This is a genomic window from Actinacidiphila paucisporea, from assembly GCF_900142575.1.
GTDB classification, from domain to species: domain Bacteria; phylum Actinomycetota; class Actinomycetes; order Streptomycetales; family Streptomycetaceae; genus Actinacidiphila; species Actinacidiphila paucisporea.
This window is the reverse complement of sequence record NZ_FRBI01000015.1, coordinates 31149-46676: the sequence shown is the minus strand read 5'-3', so window position 1 is coordinate 46676 and position 15528 is coordinate 31149. Positions and strand designations below refer to the sequence as shown.

At 72.4% G+C, this 15528-nt stretch carries 15 protein-coding genes and 1 pseudogene; 8 read left to right on the top strand and 8 right to left on the bottom strand.

The annotated features are described in order from the left end of the window. The first annotated feature begins 65 nt into the window (after window positions 1-65). Window positions 66-1817, top strand: a complete 1752-nt coding sequence (locus BUE44_RS21920) for an FUSC family protein (protein ID WP_073500685.1) — start codon at window positions 66-68, stop codon at window positions 1815-1817. A gap of 86 nt (window positions 1818-1903) precedes the next feature. Continuing rightward, entirely contained in the window at window positions 1904-2392 is a 489-nt protein-coding gene (locus BUE44_RS21915; RefSeq protein ID WP_079189965.1) for a MarR family winged helix-turn-helix transcriptional regulator, read from the top strand. 35 nt (window positions 2393-2427) lie between these two features. Here BUE44_RS21915 and BUE44_RS21910 read toward each other — a convergent pair whose 3' ends face one another. Together BUE44_RS21910 and BUE44_RS21905 are read right to left on the bottom strand one after the other, a co-directional pair. Further along, window positions 2428-2958 (bottom strand): GNAT family N-acetyltransferase, encoded by a 531-nt coding sequence (locus tag BUE44_RS21910; RefSeq protein WP_073500683.1) that lies wholly within the window; start codon window positions 2956-2958, stop codon window positions 2428-2430. A gap of 174 nt (window positions 2959-3132) precedes the next feature. After that, window positions 3133-3633: a cupin domain-containing protein gene (locus tag BUE44_RS21905; protein ID WP_073500682.1), complete on the bottom strand. Its 501-nt coding sequence runs from the start codon at window positions 3631-3633 to the stop codon at window positions 3133-3135. Between the two features lie 285 nt (window positions 3634-3918). Here BUE44_RS21905 and BUE44_RS21900 point away from each other — a divergent pair, with 285 nt between their 5' ends. Both BUE44_RS21900 and BUE44_RS21895 read left to right on the top strand, forming a co-directional pair. Next, on the top strand, window positions 3919-4503 hold the full coding sequence (locus BUE44_RS21900) for a helix-turn-helix domain-containing protein (protein WP_073500681.1): 585 nt from the start codon (window positions 3919-3921) through the stop codon (window positions 4501-4503). 405 nt (window positions 4504-4908) lie between these two features. Then, a complete protein-coding gene (locus BUE44_RS21895; protein WP_235002345.1) occupies window positions 4909-6930 on the top strand; it encodes an ABC transporter ATP-binding protein in 2022 nt (673 codons plus the stop codon). Window positions 6931-7004: 74 nt separating this feature from the next. Here the strand turns inward: BUE44_RS21895 and BUE44_RS21890 are convergent, their stop codons facing one another. After that, window positions 7005-7517: a DUF1990 family protein gene (locus BUE44_RS21890; RefSeq protein ID WP_073500680.1), complete on the bottom strand. Its 513-nt coding sequence runs from the start codon at window positions 7515-7517 to the stop codon at window positions 7005-7007. A 43-nt stretch (window positions 7518-7560) separates the two neighbouring features. Between BUE44_RS21890 and BUE44_RS21885 the strand changes: the two genes are divergently transcribed. Further along, complete coding sequence (locus tag BUE44_RS21885; protein WP_073500679.1) at window positions 7561-8436, top strand: MFS transporter; 876 nt, start codon at window positions 7561-7563, stop codon at window positions 8434-8436. 10 nt (window positions 8437-8446) lie between these two features. On the opposite strand, the pseudogene BUE44_RS21880 reads toward BUE44_RS21885, so the two are convergent. The 4 genes and pseudogenes from BUE44_RS21880 to BUE44_RS21865 form a co-directional block, all read right to left on the bottom strand. Then, window positions 8447-9081: pseudogene (locus tag BUE44_RS21880) on the bottom strand (alcohol dehydrogenase catalytic domain-containing protein); the annotation flags it as partial. Between the two features lie 167 nt (window positions 9082-9248). Next, a complete protein-coding gene (locus tag BUE44_RS21875; RefSeq protein WP_073500678.1) occupies window positions 9249-9638 on the bottom strand; it encodes a DUF2690 domain-containing protein in 390 nt (129 codons plus the stop codon). A 262-nt stretch (window positions 9639-9900) separates the two neighbouring features. Continuing rightward, window positions 9901-10629, bottom strand: a complete 729-nt coding sequence (locus BUE44_RS21870) for a polyamine aminopropyltransferase (RefSeq protein WP_073500677.1) — start codon at window positions 10627-10629, stop codon at window positions 9901-9903. 219 nt (window positions 10630-10848) lie between these two features. Further along, window positions 10849-11226: a DUF2255 family protein gene (locus tag BUE44_RS21865; RefSeq protein ID WP_073500676.1), complete on the bottom strand. Its 378-nt coding sequence runs from the start codon at window positions 11224-11226 to the stop codon at window positions 10849-10851. Window positions 11227-11494: 268 nt separating this feature from the next. Between BUE44_RS21865 and BUE44_RS21860 the strand changes: the two genes are divergently transcribed. Beyond that, window positions 11495-12835 (top strand): AI-2E family transporter, encoded by a 1341-nt coding sequence (locus BUE44_RS21860; protein ID WP_079189951.1) that lies wholly within the window; start codon window positions 11495-11497, stop codon window positions 12833-12835. 177 nt (window positions 12836-13012) lie between these two features. Here the strand turns inward: BUE44_RS21860 and BUE44_RS21855 are convergent, their stop codons facing one another. Further along, window positions 13013-13657, bottom strand: coding sequence for a TetR/AcrR family transcriptional regulator (locus BUE44_RS21855; RefSeq protein ID WP_073500675.1), 645 nt, complete (start codon window positions 13655-13657; stop codon window positions 13013-13015). Between the two features lie 144 nt (window positions 13658-13801). Here BUE44_RS21855 and BUE44_RS21850 point away from each other — a divergent pair, with 144 nt between their 5' ends. Beyond that, complete coding sequence (locus tag BUE44_RS21850; protein WP_073500674.1) at window positions 13802-14572, top strand: SDR family NAD(P)-dependent oxidoreductase; 771 nt, start codon at window positions 13802-13804, stop codon at window positions 14570-14572. 378 nt (window positions 14573-14950) lie between these two features. Continuing rightward, window positions 14951-15484 (top strand): TerD family protein, encoded by a 534-nt coding sequence (locus BUE44_RS21845; protein WP_073500673.1) that lies wholly within the window; start codon window positions 14951-14953, stop codon window positions 15482-15484. The last annotated feature ends 44 nt before the right edge of the window (window positions 15485-15528 follow it).

The window sequence follows — 15528 nt, the reverse complement described above, 5'->3', positions numbered from 1 at the left end:
AAGTAGTGATATCAGGGCTGCGGTGGCGAATGTTTCACGAGTAAAACACCTGTTAAACTCTTGGTATGCGCACCGCCCCTCCCCGCCTTCCGACCGCCGCACCCGCGACCCCCCGGGTCCGGCCGCTGCCGCTCCGCCGCGCGCTGCGGCCCGTCCAGCCGTCGGACATCTGGTTCAAGCCCGCCACCAGCGTGCTCATCGCCCAGCTGGTGCCGAACCTGATCCTGCTGGCGCTCGGGCGGCTGGACCTGGCCGCCTTCACCATGGCCGGTTCGCTGTGCGCCCTGTTCGCGCACAACCTCCCCTACATCGCCCGCGCCCGGGCACTGGCCTGGGTGGTCGCCGGCATGACGGCGGGGGTCGCTTCGGCGCTGGGGGCCGCCGCGCTGACCTCCTCGGTGCCGGTGCTGATCGCCGTGGCCGCCGCGTTGGCCGCCGCGCAGAAGGCCGTGTGCGACGCCACCGCGATCGGGCCGCCCGGACCGCTGATCATGACCTTCATCACCTCCGCCACGCTCTTCCTGCCGGGGTCCGGGTCCGCCGCGCAGATCCCCGGCCACCTCGCTCTGGTGCTCGCCACCGGCGCGTTCGCCTGGCTGGTCGGCATGGCCCCGATCCTGCTGTATCCGCAGGGCCCCGAGCGACGGGCCACCGGCCGCGCGCTGCGCGCCGCCGCCGCGTACGCCGACACCCGCGGCGCCGGACCGGGGCACGAGCGGCTGCGGTCCGCCGCCACCGGCGCCGTGCACGCGGCCTGGCAGTCGCTGCTCGCCGCGGGGGCCGACCGCCCCGAACGCCGGGATCGGCAGCTGGAGCTGCTGGTGGTCCGGGCCGAGGTGGCGCTGGCCGCGCCCGCCGCCGCCGACGCCGACCTGCTGCGCGTCTGGGCCGCCGCCCTGCCCGGCCGCCGCCCGCTGTCGCGGCCCGCCGGCCTGCCGAGCGCCGATCCGACCTTCATCGAGAACGAGCTGGCCGGCATCGAGGCCGAGCGCGCCGCCCCGCGGCCCCACTGGTGGCACCGGCTGGCTCCCGGCTCCGCCGCCCATCCCCTGGTGCTGCGGACCTTCCTGGGCTGCGCCCTCGCGGGGTACGCCTCGTACGCGGCCGGGGTCGGCCGCCCTTACTGGGCGGTGATCGCCGCGGCCTCCCTCTTCCAGGCCAACGTGACCCTCACCTGGAACCGCGCCCTCCAGCGGTCCCTCGGCACCCTCGGCGGCGTCCTCGTGCTCGCCGCGGTGACGCCCCTGACCCGGGTGGGGGCGCTCCCCCTGGTGCTCTGCACGGCCGCGTTCGGCTTCGGCGCGGAGGCGCTGATCACCCGCAACTACTGGATCGGCAACCTCTGCGTCACCCCGATGGCCCTGCTGATCACCCAGTTCGCCCACCGGCAGCCCGCCGGCCAGCTCATCTCCGACCGGATCGTGGACACCGTCCTCGGCGCCGCCGTCGGGTTCGCGACCGCTGTGGCCGTCACCAACCGCCGGGCCGGACGCCATCTGGAGCGCGCCCTGGACGCGGCCGAGACCGCCCGGGTCCGCTGCGAAAGGGCGCTGGCCGACGACGGGACCGATCCCGCGGCACGGGAGCGCGCGCGCCGCACGCTGGTCACCGCACTGGTCGACCTGCGGGTGACCGCCGACACGACCGCCGGCGAGTGGTGGCAGCCGGCGCTCCCCGAGGAACGGCTGCTCGACGCGGAGCGATCCGGGCACATGACGCTCGCGGTGGCGGTACGCCAACGTGCGGCGGCGTCGGCCCGCCGGGCGGCGGACGCCACCGGCGGACGGTACTCCGCGACGAAGGAGGCGTGCGGGTGACGGCGCACGGGCACGACGCGCCGCGGGCCGCCCGCCCGGCGACCGGGTCCGGGGAGGGCGGCCGCACGGTCGGCGACGACAGGGTCATGACGGTGGTCCGGCAGTGGCACGCCGTGCACCCCGGCCTCGCGACCGCGCCGATGGAGCTCATCGGGCGGCTCAACCGGTGTGCCGCGCTCCTCCAGCAGGCGGAGGACGCGCCGCTGCGGTCGGCCGGGCTCAGCCGCGCCGAGTTCGACCTCCTGGGCGCGCTGCGCAGGACCGGCCGGGCGCTGACCCCGGGCGACCTGGCCCGGGAGACGTTCTCCTCGGGCGCGGCGGTCACCAAGCGGCTCAAGCAGCTCACCGAACGCGGCCTCGTGGAGCGGCGCGGCGACAGCCGGGACCGCCGGGTGATCCACATCCACCTCACGGAGCAGGGGCGTGACCTCGTCGACGGCATCCTGCCCGGCCAGCTCGCCTACGAGGCCTCGGTCCTCTCCGGCCTCGACACCGGCGAACAAGCCGACCTCACCGCCCTGCTGAGCGCTCTGCTGGTCCAACTGGAAGGCCGGCTCGGCGGCTTCCGCCCCTGACCCCTGCGCCGGGCGGCCCGGCGGAGCCGAGCCGCCTACCGCCCGGAGCCGGTTCCGGCACTCCAAGCCGCTCTCGTCAGGCTCATCTGCATCGCCGACCAGGACTTGCCGGCGAACCGCACGACGTCGCGCAGCACGTGGTCGCACACGAAGCCCAGCCCCTCGTACAGGCGAATCGCGCGGGAGTTGTCGTCCCAGACCCCCAACTCGACCCGCTCCAGGCCCAGCTCCCCGAACGCGTGGCCCAGCACCCTCGCCGACATCGCGGCGCCGACCCCCTTGCCCCGGGCCTCGGGCGCCACAAGGACCCGTCCGAGCCGACCGCTGGCCTCCGCCGCGTCGACCCGTACCGAGGCATGGCCCACGGCCTGCCCACCGGCCGGATCCCACGCCGTCCAGCTCCGGCGCAGCGGCGTCGCGGACTCGGCCGCGTACTCGGCAAGCTGCTGCTCGTCCAACGGCCAGCTGAAGCTTTGGCCGGACCACGCCCACAGCTCGACCGGTCCCTCGACCCAGGCCGCGAGCAGTCGGCCGTCAGCGAGCGTGAAGTCCCGCAGCTCAACCAAGGGTCGGCCCTCGGTGCACCACCATCGTCATGCCCCTGACCCTAGCGAGCCCCCGACGACGTATCCGAGTGGGCCCGTGCGGACGCTTCGGGGAACCCGCTGCCGGGACAGGTACTCCCGCGTCCCGCCGGGCCGGTCCCGGCGGGACGCAAGGGGTCAACTGCACCGGCCGGGCTACAGGAACTCGCTCCGGTAGGTCGGGGCCAGCTCGGCGGCGCGGTGGCGGCGCTGCGCGACTTCGTCCGCCGACAGCTGAGGGGGCGCCGCGTCCTTGCCGGCGACAACGTCACCGATGCGCATGAAGTACTCGTCCTGCCCGGCGGGGGTGCACATGCACAGCATGCGGGCCGGCGCGCCCGACGCGTTGCGGAAGTTGTGCGGCGCGTTGGCCGGGATGTTGACTGTGGACCCGGCCCGTACGGTGTGCTTCTCGCCGCGGAAGGTGAACTCGATCTCCCCTTCGAGGATCGTGAACATCTCCTCGAAGTCGTGCCGGTGCGGCGGCGGGCCGCCGCCGTCGGGCACGTGCATGTCGATCAGGCAGTACCGGCCGCCGGTCTGCTCGCCGGTGACCAGCATGGCATAGGTGTCGCCCACCAGTGAGATGTACGTCGTGCCGGGGTCGTCGGGGTTCGCGACGGTCAGCGAGCGCGACGGGTCGTCGTCGGGGATCATCGTGGTCGTCTCCTTCACGGGGTCGTCTGGTTCACAGGGCGGACGAACAGGTCGATGCCGAGGGTTCGCGGTCGCCGTGCTTCGCATGCGAAGCAGGGCACGGTGTCTGCGGCACCGGGCACGGCCGGCAGATCGTCGTCGGTGGTGGAGCGCTCGCCAAGCGTAGGAAAGCCGTACGCGGAAGGGGTGTACGTTCGCGACACAGGAGGGGATTCCGGCGACATCCTCACCGGGGTGGAGGACACATGACGAGCAGGCCGCGTTTCCTCATGCCCGGCCGGCAAGGTGGGTACGTTCACCGTCGACGCCGACTCCACCGGCACAGGTCGCGGCACGTGGGAGCCGTTCATCGACACCTGGAACGACCGCATGGGAGACCAGTACCCCCTGCCGGAATTCAGCGCTTCCACGGTCGACGGCTTCCAGGGGACGATGCGCTCGGTGGCCCTGGAAGACACGGCCGTCAACGAACTCTGGGCGTCCTCCCCGGTGAGCACCCGGGCGGTCGGCACGTACGAGCACGACCAGATCAGGTTGTACGTCGGGCTGCGCGGCACGGTGGCCCTGCAGGACCCGCACGACCAGGGCGGTGACACGTACGTCTCGGCCGGCACCGCCGTAGCCGCGCACCTGCACGTGTCCGTACGCACCTTGCAGCGGGCCTTCGCGGGTCTGGACGAGTCCTTCAGCGCCTACATCCGCAGCCGGCGCCTGGAGGAAGCGGCCGAGGCGCTCACCGCCGCCGGATCACGGCTCAGCGTCTCCGAGGCCGCCGCGCGCTGGCATTTCACCGACGGCAGCCACTTCATCCGCGCTTTCAAAAAGCAATACCATGCGACACCAGCGCAATTCGCACGCCGCCTGACCTGACGGCTCACTCCGGACGTCGGGTCCCTCTCCCCCGGCCGTACCGAAAGCCCGGCGTTCGGCTGTTCCAGGCGGGGCCTGACGCCGAAGCCCTTCCTGGTCGGCCGGGGCCCCGAGTCTCGGCTCCGCCACGCCCGCTCGCCCGATGGTCACCCCCGGCGCCGGGTCGGGGTGCCACGCCGCCCTGCCGGCCCGCGCGTTGACGAGGGCTTCGCGCCCGGCCGGAAGACCGTACAGGAGGACCCACTTGACCTCGGCCGCCACGAACCCGCAACACCCTTCCACTCCACCTCCGTTACGGCGATCGGCGGCTGCCTATGCGCCCGGCGCGGATCGGCGGCTCCCGACGATCCCGCCCAGGAACTGGGCTCGGCCCCGGTCCATGTCGGCCGCGCCCGGGCGGCGTTCGTGACCGGGCCCGTGCTGCCGGGCGCGGCCGAGGACGCCGCCGAGGTGCCGCGCCCGCGGACCGGTGAGCTTCCGTTACCTCCCGCCGCCGCGCCCGCCTCGCCGGAGGGCGCGCAGCTGGGAGAGGAGCTGAAGGACGCGTACTGGGCGACGTGGGACGGCGCCGCCGCGCGCGCCAGCCTGCGGACGATCTTCGGCCGGCTGCCCGCGATCGTCCGGCGGGTCCTGGTCATGGCATGGGGTGCCGACGCCCGTGCGACCGCCGCGGTGATCGTGATGCAGCTCGGGTCCGCGGCGATGGCGGCCTTCGGCCTGCTGGCGTCGATCGGCGTCCTGCAGGCCCTGTTCGCCCAGGGCGCCACCCCGCACCGCATCCGTACGGCCGTCCCCTCGCTGCTCCTGGTGGCCGGCCTGCTCATGGCGCGCGCGGTACTCGACACCGGCGTCACCTTCTACCAGGCGCGGCTGACGCCCAAGGTCCGCCGCATCGTGGAGACGGAGTTCCTCCATCTGACCGCGCACGTGCGGCTGGAGGCCGTCGACGACGCCGACTGGTCCGACGACTCCTACCGCGCCAACGACCGGGGCCTGTTCTACGCACGCGAGTCGATCACCCAGATCCTCGAACTCGCCTCCGCCCTGCTGTCGCTGGCCGGCGCCGCCTCCGTGCTCACCTTCCTGCACCCGCTGCTGCTGCCGCTGCTGATCGCCTCGGTGATCCCGCAGGGTCTGGCGTCCGTGCGGTCCGCGCGGCTGCGGTTCCTGTCCCAGGTGCGGTACAGCACCCTCCAGCGCCGCATGCGGCTGATCACCTGGCTGCTGCTGGACCAGACCTCCGCCCCGGAGCTGCGCTCCTCGACCGCGCAGCCGGCGCTGCTCGCCGAGCACGAGCGGATCGCCGTGGCGATCGAGGAGGAGGACACCCGCCTGGGCCGCGCCGAGGCCCGAACCGCCCTGGTGGGCCGCGCGATCGGCGGCGCCGCCACCGGGCTGACCTATGCCGCGCTGGCGTGGATGACGATCGCGGGCTGGCTGCCGCTGGCGTCGGGGGGCGGCGCGGTGCTGGCCGTCCGGGCGGCCCAGTCCACCCTGACGCGGATCGTGCTGGCCACCCACGTCGTGTACGAACACGCCCTGTGGGTGACCGACTTGATGGCCTTCCTCGACAAGTGCCGCACCCTGATGCCCCGCAGCACCGGCCGCAGCCTGGCCCCCCGGGTGGGGACCGTCACCGTCGACAACGTCACCTTCAGCTATCCCGACGCGGCCAGGCCCGCCCTCAACGGGGTGTCACTGCGTCTGCACGCCGGCTCCACCGTCGCCTTCGTGGGCGCCAACGGCTCGGGCAAGTCGACCCTGTCCAAGCTGCTGGCCGGCCTGTACGAACCGGCCTCCGGCGCGATCCGCTGGGACGACACCGACGTGATGGAGGTCGACGCCGAGAGCGTCCAGGCCCAGGTCGCCATGGTCCTCCAGGACCCCGTGGAGTGGCCGCTCTCGGCGCTGGCCAACATCACCATCTCCGCGGGCACCATCACCGAGGCCGATCCGCAGCGCGCCCACCAGGCCGCCGTGGACGCGGGCGCGGACACGGTCATCGCGGACCTGCCGCGGCAGTGGGCCACCCCCCTGTCCCGCCGTTTCAAGGACGGCCAGCAGCTGTCCGGCGGCAACTGGGCGAAGTTCGCCGTCGCCCGCGGCCTGTACAAGGACGCCGCGCTGCTGCTGCTGGACGAGCCGACGGCCAGCATGGACCCGCGGGCCGAACACGCCGTCTACACCGCCGTCCTGCGCGGGCGCCGCCGCAAGGACCGCATCACCGTGCTGATCTCCCACCGCCTGGCCAGCGTCATCGAGTGCGACCACATCTACGTCTTCCGCGACGGCCGGATCATCGAGGACGGCACCCACACCGCACTCATGACCGCCGGCGGCGAATACGCGGCCATGTTCACCTTGCAGGCCGCGGCATACCGGACCGAGCCCGCGACCACGAGCCGCGGGGAGGAGGACCGGGTATGACCGTTCCCCGGCGGGCCGCGCGGCCCGCGTGATCCCGCCGGGGCCACCCGCGCACCGCGAGGTGACCACGGCTCTCAGCCGCGATCACCGGGAAGAGGTCGGGCCAGGCGCCGCAAAGCTCTGCCGTATTGCCGGGCGACAGCCCTTTGCGCCCAATGCCCGCACGGCCCCGCTGCCTTCAAATACCAGGCCGAAGGCCGGCTGACGGCGAATACCGTGAAATCGACCGAGTCATCGGGATTGCGCTCCAGGATGAACGCCTCTTCACCGCATTCCGGATGCCCTTGAAGAGTCCCGTAGGCGAACCCCACCCGATTCTTCTCCTCGACGGTCCACACCACCTGGCACGGCGCACGGAGAGGGCCCAGCCGCAGCAAAACCCTTACACCGGGGGCAGCTTCCTGAGCAGTGGCGGAAAGACGCAGAAGGGGCGTGGCGCGATGCATCCGCCACCCGAAGAGTGCCTCGGCTGCTCGGTCGTACGTGCCGATGCCCAGGGACGTGCGTACCCGCAGAGCGCGAAAACCGGGCGGTGCCGAATTGCCCTTCGCCGTCATGCCCACGGTGGAGTAGGTGACCTCGCACATATGCGCAACGTACCAGCCTGAGTTGGGGCGAAGCGTATGTGACATGCGCCGAGGGCCATTCCCGTGCCAGGATGCGCCGCGTCTCGATGCCCCGCACCCCGTCACCGGGCTGTTCCACGCCCCGGGCGAGACCGCCCGCGGCGTACTTCTGCCCACGCTCGCCGACTCCGCCGGGATGCCGCTGGCCCGTGCCGCAGCGTGGTACGACGGTGCCTCTCACTGCGCGGGGATGATCGGTTCGGCGGTCGGCGGTGTGCTCATCGCCCTCCTGGGCGCACAGAATGTCCTGTTCCTGGACGCCGCGACGTTCGCCGTGTCGGCTTCACTCCTCGCGTTCCGCCTGCGCGGACTGGCCGAAGCCCAGCCGAGGAAGCGATCCGGACCGGCGAAGCCGCGCACGTACCGACGCGCGTTGGGTGAGGGCTACCGCTATGTGCTCGCCACACCGCTCCTCCTCGGCATCTGCCTCACGACCCTCGTCACGAAGGGCCTTGACCAGAGCTGGAGCGCCGTGCTCCTCCCGGTTCACGCACGCGCCTTCACCGACACCGTGGCGCCGCTGGCCGTGACGATGGCGGTCGAAGGCCTCGCCTTCGGCGCTCTCAACCCCATTGTGGCCACAATGATGTACGAGACCGTGCCCGAGGAGTTGCGCAGCCGCGTGCTGAGCGCGACAACCGCCTCGGTCCTGCTGATCACTCCGCTGGGCGGGCTCGCCGCCGGCCTCTTCGTCGATTCGGCCGGTCTGTTCGGCACGATGCTGGCGGTTGGCGGTGTGTACCTCCTGGCCACGCTCAGCCCGGTGGTCTTCCCCGTGTGGAGGCGGATGGACGGCCCCGGCTCCTCCCCTGCCGGGGCGAAGAGCCCGCTGCGGCGGGGCGGGGCGGGCCAGGGCGGGTGGAGGCGCGTCAGAGGGTGAGGAGGACCTTGATGTCGGTGGCGCCGTAGTGGCGGGCCAGCTTCTGCCGCTCGGGGTGGCGGGACATGGCGATGACGCGTTCCGCGCCCAGCTGCTTGGCGGCGAGAACGGCCATCAGGCCCACGGCGCCGTCGCCGACGACCGCCACGGTCCTGCCGGGCCCTGCCTGGGCGGCGACTGCGGCGTACCAGCCGGTGCCGAGCACGTCGGAGGCGGCCAGCATGTCCGGGATCAGCTCGGGACCGGGGTGTCCCGGGGTGGCCACCAGGGTGCCGTCCGCGTACGGGATGCGGGCCTTCTCGGCCTGGGTGCCGACGGTCTGCGCGACGAACTGGGCGTGCACGCACTTGGACTGGAAGCCGGCCCGACAGATCTCGCAGGTGTTGTCGGAGATGACGAACGAGCCGATCACGAAGTCCCCGGGCTTGATCGTCCTGACCTCGGAGCCGACCTCCTCGACCACGCCCACGCACTCGTGCCCATGACCTGGTGGTCGACAGGCTCGACGCCGCGGTAGGGCCACAGGTCCGACCCGCAGACGCAGGTCGCGGTCAGCTTCACGATCGCGTCGGTGGGCTCGATGATCTTCGGGCTCCTTGTTCCGTGTGCCGGCGTCCGGGACGCCGCTGAGGGACAGCAGGTCACGGATATCCCACGACCTGTGACCGCTCAGGTGCGCGCTGCTGACGGGCGGTGGCGGTGGGGCCGGTGGCACCCGGCGGGGAGCCGGCCCCGCACAGGCCGGAGCCCGCCGGCTACGGCCGGCGGGCTCCAGGTCGGGCACGGGCGGTCACGCGGTCCCGCGTCACCGGTCAGTAAGAGCCGGTGGTGCCGCTGTAGATGGTGAAGCCGGTGTCGTTGGTGCCCGTGGCGTGGGACGTCATGCCCGCGTCGTAGAGCATCGGGGTGTAGCAGCTGGTGGCGGCACCGCAGTAGGTGCGGATACCTGCGCCGTCGCTCTCCCGGTAGATGAGAGCCGAGCCGCCCGCGTTGTCCTGGGTCCTCGGCGCGGCACCCTGGATGTGCGCCCACACCGTGCGGCAACTGGGGCTGTAGCGCAGCAGGATGGTCGCGCCGCCGCCGACGTTCGCGGAGCTGGCGGTGATGGCGTCGTTGTTACAGCCCGATGCGGACGGGTCCTGGTTGTCATGCGGGTAGCTGCCCACGCCGGCGGAAGCCGTCCCGGAGCCGAAGAGCGTCATTGCCGCACAGACTGCCCCGCATAAGCCGAGGGCGGCTGCATGCCTACGTGTTCTCATGGCCGTCTCCTTTCGTTTCATGGAGCACTTCAGCCCCTCCTGTCCCACCCCTGTCGTCGCAAACACTTATGAACAGCGGCAAGTTGCCGCGGGGCATGTGCGCGACGCTGACCTGCGGGCGTGCCGCTCCGCGGCTTTCGCACGCGCCCAGACCCGGCCCCGATGCGCCCCGATGTGATCGACGCCGGCAAGGAAACCGGTGTTGCTACCGGTCGCCCGCGGCCTTGACCGCCACGTAGACGGTGTTGGCGGCGGTGCGGTCCTGCAAGGGGTTGGCGAAGGCGACGGTGTGGGCTTCGGCGCGGGCGAAGGTGGTGCCTAGCAGGGAGGTGAAGGCGTCGCTGGGCGGGTCGTTGGACCACAGGGCGAAGACACCGCCGGGGTGGAGGTGTGCCGCCAGAGCGCGCAGCCCGTCGGGCTGGTAGAGCGCGGCGTGCCGCGGATGGAGGACATGCTCGGGTGAGTGGTCGACATCCAGCAGGACGGCGTGGAATCGGCGCCCGGGCTCGGCCGGGTCGAAGCCGTCGGTTCCGGCTGCCAGGGCGAAGAAGTCGCCGTGGACCAGGCGGCACCGCTCGTCGGCGGTCAGCCGCGCGCCCAGCGGTACGAGGTGCTTCTGGTGCCACTCGATGACCTTGCTGATCGCGTCGACGACGACCAGTGACGCCACCCGCGGGTCGTCGAGTGCCGCCACGGCCGTATAGCCCAGGCCGAGGCCCCCGACGGCGACGTCCAGCTCCTCGTTCGGCAGCGCGGCCAGGGCGAGTTCCGTGAGTGCGGTCTCGCCCGCGGTGAAGAGGCTGGACATGAGGAACTCGTCCCCGAGCTTCACCTCGTGGACGTCGTCGCCCGAGGCGGGGTCGCGCCGCCTGCGCAGGCTGATGTCGCCCATCGGGGTGGTGGCCCAGTCGAGTTCCTCGAAACGCAAGCTCATCTGCTCTTCCTTCTGGGCGGCCGCTGAGCGGTGCCGGCTCGGGGGTGCGCCGCCTGAAGCCTCGATGATGACAGCGTTGCCGCCCCCGTCGCCGCCGACGGTCGGTACCCGGCCCCCGCCGGCCGGCGCTCGGCACCGCTGTGACCTTGGGAAGATCCGGGAACCGCAAGCGGCGCCGGGGCGTAGCTCCTTTCCGGCCGCCTGACGCGAACGGCGCCCCTAGCGGGGAAGCAGCCTGAGGGTGGCGGCGCGGGCGGTCTCCGCGACCATGGGGTCGACGTAGTCGGGGCCGTAATGGCCGTACTTGGCGCGGTAGGCCGCGTCCAGCCGGTCGCCGAGGGCCGGCTCGTCGACTTCGGCGAGCGTGACGTCCTTGGTCACGCCGCCGGCGCTGATCCGCCCCTCGTGGGCGGCCGTGGCGGCCTGGAACCACTGGCCGCCCCGGCCGCGGTAGGCGCGGACGTAGAGGTCGTCCCCGTCGGGCACCACCCAGATCGTCGTCGCCCGGCCGGGCTTGCCGCCGCTCCGGGCGGGCGAGATCTGCAGTTCGTCCGCGGTCCCGATCCGGGCCAGTTCGTCCTCGGTCCATGCGGTCATCGGCTGGTCCCCTTCTTCGTGACGGTGTGGGCGAGGGCGAGCCGCCGGCGTTCCCGCGGCGGCCGCACACCACATCGGTGCCCGGTTCGGGCCGCGACACATCGGCAAGCGGGCCGTACGGGTGAACCGGCGGGGCCGACGCGAATCTTCCGTCCGCACGGGGGCAGGCGGACGCCAGGTTGTGCTGTCGGTCGAAGGGTCCGGGCTGCGGCATCGCGGAACCGACTCCAGGACCGTCGTCACGAAGGGGGATGGCGCAGTGCCAGACATGCCCGCCCAGGCGTCATCGCGGCTCGGGTCCGCCGTCTCCGACCCGCACCGGCAGGACGGCACCGAGGCTCCGAGGGAGCAGGGCGGCACCGAAGCGGCCCGTCCCCGGACCCCGGATGCCGAAGCGGCCGACGGAGAAGCGATCGGCCCCGAAGCGGCCGGTCCCGACGGCGCGGACTCCGAGGCTGCCCGGCGGAAGACCGACACTTCCGAGGGTGCGGTCGACGCGGCCGACCCGCGGCCACCCGCGGGCGCCGTACAGGGCGCAAGTCCGGCTGCCGAGGGGTGGCGGCGCAGGCTCGGCGGGGTGAGCGCCGCGCGGCGTTCCTGGTTCCAGATCGGCTTCGGGCTGGCCCTCGGCGGGAGCCTGGCATGGCTCCTGGTGCAGACCGTGCTCAAGCTCAGCGAGCTGCTGACCCTCCTGCTGCTGGCCGTCTTCATCGCGGTCAGCCTGGAGCCGGTGGTCGCCTTGCTGGGGCGGCTCGGCCTGCGCCGCAGCTGGTCGGTGGCGGCGGTGCTCGCCGGGTTCGCCGGTGTGCTGGCCGGATTCCTGGCGCTGGTCATCCCGCCGGTGACCGACGCGGTGAACGCGCTGAGCGACGGGATACCCCGCTGGCGCGAGCAGTTGCACGACCACCACTCCACCCTGGGGCGGCTCGAGGACCGTTACCACATCATCGAGAAGGCGCAGTCGCGGTTGAGCGCCGGGGGTGCGTCCCAGGTGGCCGGCGGGGTGCTGGGGGCCGGCCAGCTGGTGATCAGCCTCATCACGTCCACCGTCATCGTGATCACCGTCACCCTCTACGTGATGGCGGCGCTGCCCACGATCAAGCAGTTCTGCTACCGCTTCGTCCCCGGCACCCGGCGCACCCGGGTGGAGACCGTCACCGAGGAGATCCTCAGCCGCGTCGGCCGGTACATGCTCGGCAACATCGCGACCTCCGCGATCGCGGGCGTCGCCACCTTCGTGTGGTGCGAGGTCATCGGCGTGCCCTACGCCGCCGCCCTGGGCGTCTTCGTGGCGCTGATGGACATGGTGCCCGTGGTGGGCTCGACGGTCGGCGGCATCGTGGTCAGCCTGGTCGCACTGACCGTCTCGCTCCCGGTGGCCCTCGCCACCGCGGCCTTCTACATCGGGTTCCGGGTCGCCGAGGACTACCTGATCATGCCGCGGGCCATGAAGTTCGCGGTGGACGTGCATCCGGTGGTGACGGTCGTCGCGGTCCTGGCCGGCGGCTCGCTGCTTGGCATCATCGGCGGCCTGGTGGCCATCCCGGCCGCCGTGGCCCTCGGCATCGTGCTCGACGAGTACGTCTTCCCTCGCACCGACGCTTCCTGACCACGCTTGCCGCCAAGGTGCCGAGCACTGTGAAGAAGCTCTCACCCGGCCGGTGTTCGCCGCCCGACACTGGAGGCGCGGCTGGTCGGGTGGCGGCGCCCGACACTGGAGGCGCGGCTGGTCGGGTGGCGGACATCGGAGCCCCGTCCGGCGGCACCGTGCCCCGGCTGGCTGAGCTTATGGAACCGCAAGGCGGTGGTCTGTCCGTCCCCGCGGTTGAGCGTCGGCCGCGGAGGCGCGCAGGTGGGCGGTGGCGGTGTCGACGGCTGCTCGCAGGTGGGCCGAGTTGCCGGTGGACATCATGATCAGCACGCCTCCCTGGATCCCGGCCAGCAGCGCTGCCGCCTCCTTCCGCGGGTCCAGTTCCGGGGAGACCAGACCGCCGTCCTGCAGGGCGCGGATACCGCGGGCCAGGTGCTCCTGCCATTGGCGCATCAGCTCGAGTACGATCGCCCGCGCACCGGGGCGGTCCCGTCCCACCTGCAGGAACAGCGAGCCGAGCGGGCACTGGTCGCCCTGCGACTCGTAACGATCGACCAGCGCGTCCCGCCACTGCTGCCAGGACTGCCAGCTGTCCAGTTCGCCCAGGTGCGGCTGCTGGTCGTGCAGCACCCGGTCCGCTTCGAACTGCGCCACCGCGAGCAGCAGGTCGTCCCTGCCACCGGGGAAGTAGTGGAAGAGCTGGCTCTTGCTGGTGCCGGTGCGCGAGCGGATGTCGTCCAGCGTGGTGGCGGCGACCCCGCGCTCCCGCAGTTCCTCGGCCGCCCCCTCGACGATACGGGCCTTGGTGGCCCGCCCCTTCGCGGTCAGCGTCTGCGCCATCGAGGTGCCTCCTGGTCGGACCTGGATCCAGCATAGGACGGCCACGCCGTTTCTGGACTTGCTGGTCCATTTTTCCCGGAGCACCCTCGGTTCGACGGCTCCGACCGGAGCCGCTGACCAGTACGCACGTCAGGGGTTCAGGCCATGACCGCACGACTGCAGGGCAAGACCGCACTCGTCACCGGCTCGACGAGCAACATCGGCCAGGCGATCGCCGAGGTGTTCGCCGCCGAGGGCGCCCACGTCATCGTCTCGGGCCGCAGCCAGGAGCGAGGGGTACGGGTCGTCGAGGGGATCCGCGCCGCCGGCGGTCGCGCCGACTTCGTCCGCGCCGACCTCGACGGCAGCGCCGCAGCCTCCCGCGCACTGGCGGATGAGGCACGCCGAACGCTCGGCGGCCGCCTCGACATCCTGGTGAACAACGCCGGCATCTACCCGCCCGCCACTACCGGCACCACAGACGAGGAGACCTTCGACCGGGTGTACGCGGTGAACGTCAAGGCCCCGTTCTTCCTGACGGCCGCGATCGCCCCCGCCATGGCCGCGGCGGGCGGCGGCGCCATCGTCAACCTCGGCTCCTGGATCGCCCGCCTGGGCATCCCCGTCGGCGCCCTCTACAGCTCGACCAAGGGCGCTGTGGAGACCCTCACCCGGGCCTGGGCAGCCGAGTTCGGCCCCAGCGGGGTGCGGGTCAACGCCGTATCCCCCGGCGTGATCGTGCCTCCCGCCGCTCCGGGCGAGGAGCCCCACCCCGGCGAGGTGATGATGCACGGCACCCCCGCCGGCGCCGTCGGGACCCCCGACGCCGTCGCCTACGCCGCCCTGTGGCTCGCCGGCGACGAGGCCGCTTTCGTCCACGGCGCCGTCGTCGACGTCGACGGCGGCCGCACCGGAACGGCCGTGATCGCCCGCTGAAAACCCTCCGGCTCCGGTGGCCGGCGCATCGCAGCGGATCTCGCCGTCGGAGCTGCGTGCCTCGTTCTCGGCGGCGATGCCGTGCCGTTCCGCGGCTCGGGCGATTCCCTCCTGCATGGCCTTACGCTTGTCGCTGCCGCCTCGGCCGCGGGCGTCCTGCGGATCGGCAGGTGCGCTGCCACCCGCACGATACGGCCGTCGACGGGGCGACCCTGGAGGCGCACCGACAGCTCCGCAACCGCCCGTGGGCCGGGATGGCCGGAAGACGCCGCTCGAAGCAGCCCGGGGCGGGAAGGTGTGGACAGCGAGGGCGCGCAAGCGTTACACGAGAATATGAGGTGGCGGCCCATACACGGCCGCCCCAGGGGGAGGCGTCCGATGAGCGGCCTCAGCAAGGGCATCGAACGGGCCGAGGCACGGCTGAAGTGGGACCCGAGTCCACTGGGGACTCCGCCGAGCGATCTGGACCTGATCGCTGCGACGTACCGCGTCGGGGCGGAGCACGGCGACCCGGCGTACCTGGTCGCCTTCGGCAGCCGGTTCTCGCCCGACGGCACGATATGGCTCAACCGCGACAGCACCGACGGCAAAGGCCTGGGCTTCGACGAGGTGCTGACCCTCGACCTGAGCCGGCTCAGCTCCGAATACGGCCGGGTCGTGGTGGGCGTGGCGATCCAACAGAGCTTCGGCCGACTGGAGTTCCGGACGGTGGCAAATCCGGCCTACCAACTCGTGACCGGCTACACCGTGCTGGCCGAGGGCGACTTCGCCTCGGTCGGCCCCGCCACGGGGGCGACGGTGGCGGAGTTCACCCGCGCCGCGTCGGGCGCATGGGAGTTCCGCAGCCTGCTGGTCGGCTACGACGCCGACCCCGACACCTTCAGCCGGACGATGGGCCACCCGCCGGCCTGACCACCGACCGCCCCGAGCGGTCGTCCCGGCCAGTACGGCCCCGT